General features: G+C 76.2%; 3 protein-coding genes. All 3 read left to right on the top strand.

Annotated features, from left to right (window positions below; genetic code table 11):
• Nucleotides 1-40: 40 nt before the first annotated feature.
• The 3 genes from ACR9ZG_RS17930 to ACR9ZG_RS17920 all read left to right on the top strand — a co-directional run bounded on the left by ACR9ZG_RS17930 (nt 41) and on the right by ACR9ZG_RS17920 (nt 4,895).
• A complete protein-coding gene (locus tag ACR9ZG_RS17930) occupies nt 41-1,738 on the top strand; it encodes a S53 family peptidase (RefSeq protein WP_481286205.1) in 1,698 nt (565 codons plus the stop codon).
• Nucleotides 1,739-1,929: 191 nt separating this feature from the next.
• Nucleotides 1,930-3,777, top strand: a complete 1,848-nt coding sequence (locus ACR9ZG_RS17925; RefSeq protein WP_481286204.1) for a cell wall-binding repeat-containing protein — start codon at nt 1,930-1,932, stop codon at nt 3,775-3,777.
• An 83-nt stretch (nt 3,778-3,860) separates the two neighbouring features.
• Complete coding sequence (locus ACR9ZG_RS17920) at nt 3,861-4,895, top strand: YeiH family protein (RefSeq protein WP_481286203.1); 1,035 nt, start codon at nt 3,861-3,863, stop codon at nt 4,893-4,895.
• Nucleotides 4,896-5,031: the final 136 nt, after the last annotated feature.

Genomic DNA, 5,031 nt, shown 5'->3' with positions numbered 1-5,031 from the left:
GGCCTGTGCGGTGTCGGCGGGCGGTGGTAGACCGAGGGGTATGACCGACGAGCAGCAGCCCCTCCCCGCCTCCAACGATGCGCTGCGTCACGGCGCCGGCCCCGGTGACGCCGCCCCGAGCGATGCCGAGCTCGATCGGCTCGATCTCGTCCCGGTGCCGGGGAGCGAGCGCGCGGAGCGTCCCGGGTTCCGGGCGCACGGCGGTCTCGCGCCGGAGGCGCCGGTGTCGGCGACCCTCGTGCTGCGGCGGCGGGCGCCGCTCAGCGACGACGCGTTCGCGCGTCCGCTGAGCCGCGACGAGCTGGGCGAGCGCTTCGGCGCCTCCCCCGACGACGTCGCGCTGGTGACCGGGACGCTCCGGCCCCTCGGGGTGCGGATCGACGAGGTGAGCCCCGCGGAGCGCCGCATCCGCGTGACCGGGCCCGCGCGCGTGATGGCGCGCGTCTTCGGGACGGACCTCGCGCAGTCGACGCCGGAGGACGAGACCGGAACCGGCGCCGGCGAGCCCGCTGCCGACACGCCCGCGCCGTACCGCCAGCGCACGGGCGGCCTCAGCGTCCCCGCCGCGCTGGGCGGGGTGGTCACGGCCGTGCTCGGGCTCGACGACCGGCCGCAGGCGCGCGCGCAGTTCCGGCTGGTGCGGCCGGCCGCGGTCTCCACCAGCTACACGCCGCCGCAGCTCGGCACCGTCTACGCCTTCCCCGATGGCACCGACGGCAGCGGGCAGAGCATCGCGATCATCGAGCTCGGCGGCGGCTACGTGCAGGAGGATCTGGACGCCTACTTCGCCGGCCTCGGCATCCCGACCCCCACCGTGCGGGCGGTCGGCATCGACGGCGCGAGCAACCGGCCGGAGGGGAACCCCAACGGCGCCGACGGCGAGGTGATGCTCGACATCGAGGTCGCCGGGGCGCTCGCGCCGGGCGCCGAGATCGTCGTCTACTTCGCGCCCAACACCGACGCCGGCTTCCTCGACGCGGTGAGCGCCGCCGCGCACGCCGACCCGACGCCGGCCGCCATCAGCATCAGCTGGGGCCAGTCGGAGGACCAGTGGACCGCGCAGGCGCGCACCGCCTTCGACGAGGCCCTGCAGGATGCCGCCGCGCTCGGCGTGACCACGACCGCCGCGGCCGGCGACGACGGCAGCAGCGACCGGGTCGGCGACGGCCGGGCGCACGTCGACTTCCCCGCCTCCTCCCCTCACGCCCTCGCGTGCGGCGGCACCCGGCTGGAGGCGGATGTCACGACGGGCGCCGTCCGCTCCGAGACGGTATGGAACAACGGCACCGGCGGCGGGGCGACCGGGGGCGGAGTCAGCGCGGTCTTCCCGCTGCCGGCGTGGCAGCGGGATGTCGGTGTGCCCTCCGGCGAGGGCGGCAGCGACGCAGGAGGCGCGGCCAACGGCCCCGGCGGCCGCGGCGTCCCCGACGTCTCTGCCGTCGCCGACCCGCAGACGGGCTACCGCATCCGCGTCGACGGTCAGTACACCGTCATCGGCGGCACGAGCGCCGTCGCCCCGCTCTGGGCGGCGCTCGTCGCGCGGATCGTGCAGTCCACCGGCCGCCCGCTGGGCCTCGCACAACCCGCCCTGTACGACTCCGTGCGCGCGGGCCAGGTGGCGGCGGGGTTCCGCGACATCACGATCGGCGACAACGGCGCCTACCGGGCGGTCACCGGCTGGGACGCGTGCACCGGGCTCGGCGTGCCGGACGGGACGGCTCTGCTCGGGGCGCTGTAGCGCGGGCGCTGCAGCGCGGCACGACGCGGGGCGCTGCAGCGCGGCACGACGCGGGGCGCTGCAGCGCGGCACGACGCGGGGCGCTGCAGCGCGACGGCGATCGCGGGCGCACGCCATCGCGCCATCCCGCTGGGCCACGCACCCCGAACGGGGGTCAGCCCGTGCGGCCGGCCCGCCGCTACGCTCGCGACGTGCATCCACACCCGAACCGGCGCTCCGTGCGCTCCGCCCTCCTGGCCGCCGCCACCGCGGCCGTCACGGTCGCCGCGCTGGCGACCGCACCCCTCCCCGCCTCGGCCAACACGTACGGCGTCAGCGGCACCATCACGTACGCCGTCCCGTCGTCCGCCGCGAAGACCGTCGTCCGGCTGTACCCGGTCAGCGGCACCCCCGGTCCGGCGACCGGCGCGTACACCACCACCGCCACCGGCGGCCACTGGGGCATCGCCGGCGTCGCCGCCGGGCGGTACCGGGTGCTGTTCAGCGCCTCCAGCGGGGACAACGCCGCCAACGCGGCCGTCTGGCTCGGCGGGACGCCCTACGAGGACAAGGGCCGGGTCATCGACGTCGGCCGGGAGGGCACCGGCAGCCTCACGGTCACCCAGCCGGCCGCCGGCTCCATCAGCGGCACCCTCACGCTGCCGACCGGCCAGACCGACCGCTCCCGCATCCAGGCCTGGCTGTTCAACCGCGACACCGGCCTGTACGAGCGCGCGCAGGGCGTCACCGCCAACACCGCCACGGGCAGCGGCAACTACACGATCCGCGGCCTGGCGGCCGGCGACTACATCGTGCGCTTCGCCGACCGCAACGGCATGAACCCGCGGTTCGCCACGCAGTACTACCCGGGCGGCGAGTACCAGTGGGACTCGGAGCAGGTCACCGTCACCGCGGGCGCGGAGCGCACCGGGATCGACGGCTCGGTCGGGAAGTGGGGGTGGTACAGCGGCCGCCTCGCCGGCGCCGACCGGTTCGCGACCTCCGCCGCGATCTCGTCGGCGTACTGGAGCGACGGCACCGGCGGCGACAGCCGGGTCGTGTTCGTCGCCAACGGCACGGCCTTCCCGGACGCGCTGAGCGCCAGCGCGGCCGCGTCCGTCCTCGGCGGGCCGCTCCTGCTCACCCGCCAGGACGGCGTGCCCGCGACCATCGTGAACGAGCTGAAGCGCCTCCGGCCGGGCATCATCGCCGTGATCGGCGGGAACGCCTCGGTCGGCGCCTCCGCCTACGCTCAGCTGCAGAAGCTCGCGCCGAGCGTCGTCCGCCTCGCCGGCGCCGACCGCTACGAGACCTCGCGGAAGGTCGTCGACACCGTGTTCGGCGGTGGTGCTGTCAACAGCGTCTTCGTCGCGACCGGCACGAACTTCCCCGACGCGCTCGTCGCCGGCTCGGCCGCGGGCTACCGCTGGGGGCCGCTGCTGCTGGTCAACGGCTCGGCCGGCAAGCTGGACGCCCCGACGAAGGCGCTCATCGCCTCCCTCAGCCCGTCGCGCATCTACATCGTGGGCGGCGTGAACTCGGTGTCGAAGGGCATCCAGGCCGACCTCGCGACGCTGAACCGCCCCGAGGTGCTGCGGCTCGCGGGCGCCGACCGGTTCGGCACCGCGCAGGCCGTGAACCGCGAGGTGTTCCCGTTCGCCGACGAGGCGTTCGTCGCCAACGCGCTCACCTTCCCTGACGCGCTCTCGGTGTCGGCCGTCGCCGGCAGCGTCGGCGCACCGCTGCTGCTCGCTCCGCCGACCTGCATCCCGTACGGGGAGGTCGTGGACGCGACCGCGCTCGGCGTCTCGACGTACTGGGCGGTGGGCGGCACGGCCTCCCTCAGCACGGCGGTCACCGACCTGACCATGTGCGAGAAGGGCCAGTACGGCATGTCGTCGGCGTTGTCGGCGGAGGTCGACGCGCCCGCTCCGAGCGCGGTGCAGCCCGCCGATCCCTCGGCGCAGCGCGACCGGCGGGAAGCGGCCGAGAGCCGGTTCGGCGCGGGAATCGACGGCGCCGGCCGGCCGAGCGCCGACCAGCTCACCGGGCGCGGCTGACCGGGCCGGGCTGACCGGTCCGGGCTCGCGCCGCGACACCCTCCGATGACGGCCGTCTGCGGAGTGCTCGCCAGAATGGATCGGTGAGCACTCCGCAGAATCCGCCGCCCGGCCAGGCCCGCCCCCGTTCCACCGCGTCCTGGCTGCCCGGCGTGGCGGTCGCCGCCCTCGCGGCGGCGGCGGCCTGGGGCGTGCACTGGCTGCTGCCCGCCATCCCGCTGCTGACCGCCGCGGTGGTGCTCGGGATCGTCGTCGGGCAGGTGCCGGCGGCCCGGCCCGCCCTCAACGGCGTGCTCGGGCCGGGACTGTCGCTCAGCGCGAAGCGGCTGATGCGGATCGGCGTCGTGCTGCTCGGCCTCAAGCTCAGCCTCGGCGACATCGCCGGCCTCGGCTGGGTGACCATCCTGACCACGGTCGGCATCGTGCTGCTGTCGTTCGCCGGCACCTTCTGGATCGGGAGGCTGTTCCGCCTCCCCGGTCACCAGCCGCTGCTGCTCGCGACCGGGTTCTCGATCTGCGGCGCGTCCGCGATCGGCGCCATGAGCGGCGTCGTCAAGCCGAAGGACGAGGAGGCGGCGACCCCGGTCGCGCTCGTGACGCTGTGCGGCACGCTCGCGATCTTCGTGCTGCCGCTGCTCTGGCATCCCCTCGGCCTGGATGCGCTGCAGTTCGGTCACTGGGTCGGGGCCGGCGTGCACGACGTCGGCCAGGTCGTCGCGACCGCGCAGCTGGCCGGTCCGGCGGCCCTCGCCGTGGCGGTGGTCGTGAAGCTGACGCGGGTGCTGACGCTCGCGCCGATGGTCGCCATCGCCGCGGTCGTCGAGCGCCGCCGGCACGTCGCCGGCGACCCGGCGGTCAAGCGCCCGCCGATCGTGCCGCTCTTCGTCGCCGGGTTCATCGCGGCCGTGCTGGTGCGGTCGTTCGTGCCGCTGCCGCCCGTCGTCACCGACGCGGCGGACACGCTGCAGACGGTGGTGCTGGCGATGGCGCTCTTCGGGCTGGGGACGGCGGTGCGCCTCCGCTCGCTGCTCGGCACCGGCTGGCGCGCCTTGGCGACCGGCTTGCTCTCGTGGGCGCTGATCGCCGCGCTGGCGCTGGGCGCCGTGTGGATCTCCTGACCCGCCTCGACGAGGTTTTTGGGGGGGGCCGGCCCGGGGCGCGGGCGGGCGGCGGGGGGGGGGGGGCGCCGGGGGGGGGGGGGGGGGGCGGGGGGGGGGGCGGCGCCACCCCCCCCCCCCCCCCCCCGCGGGGCCC

Source organism: Leifsonia sp. KNZ12-8B, assembly GCF_056755495.1.
The sequence above is the reverse complement of the archived record's forward strand: the minus strand, read 5'-3'. Positions and strand labels throughout refer to the sequence as shown.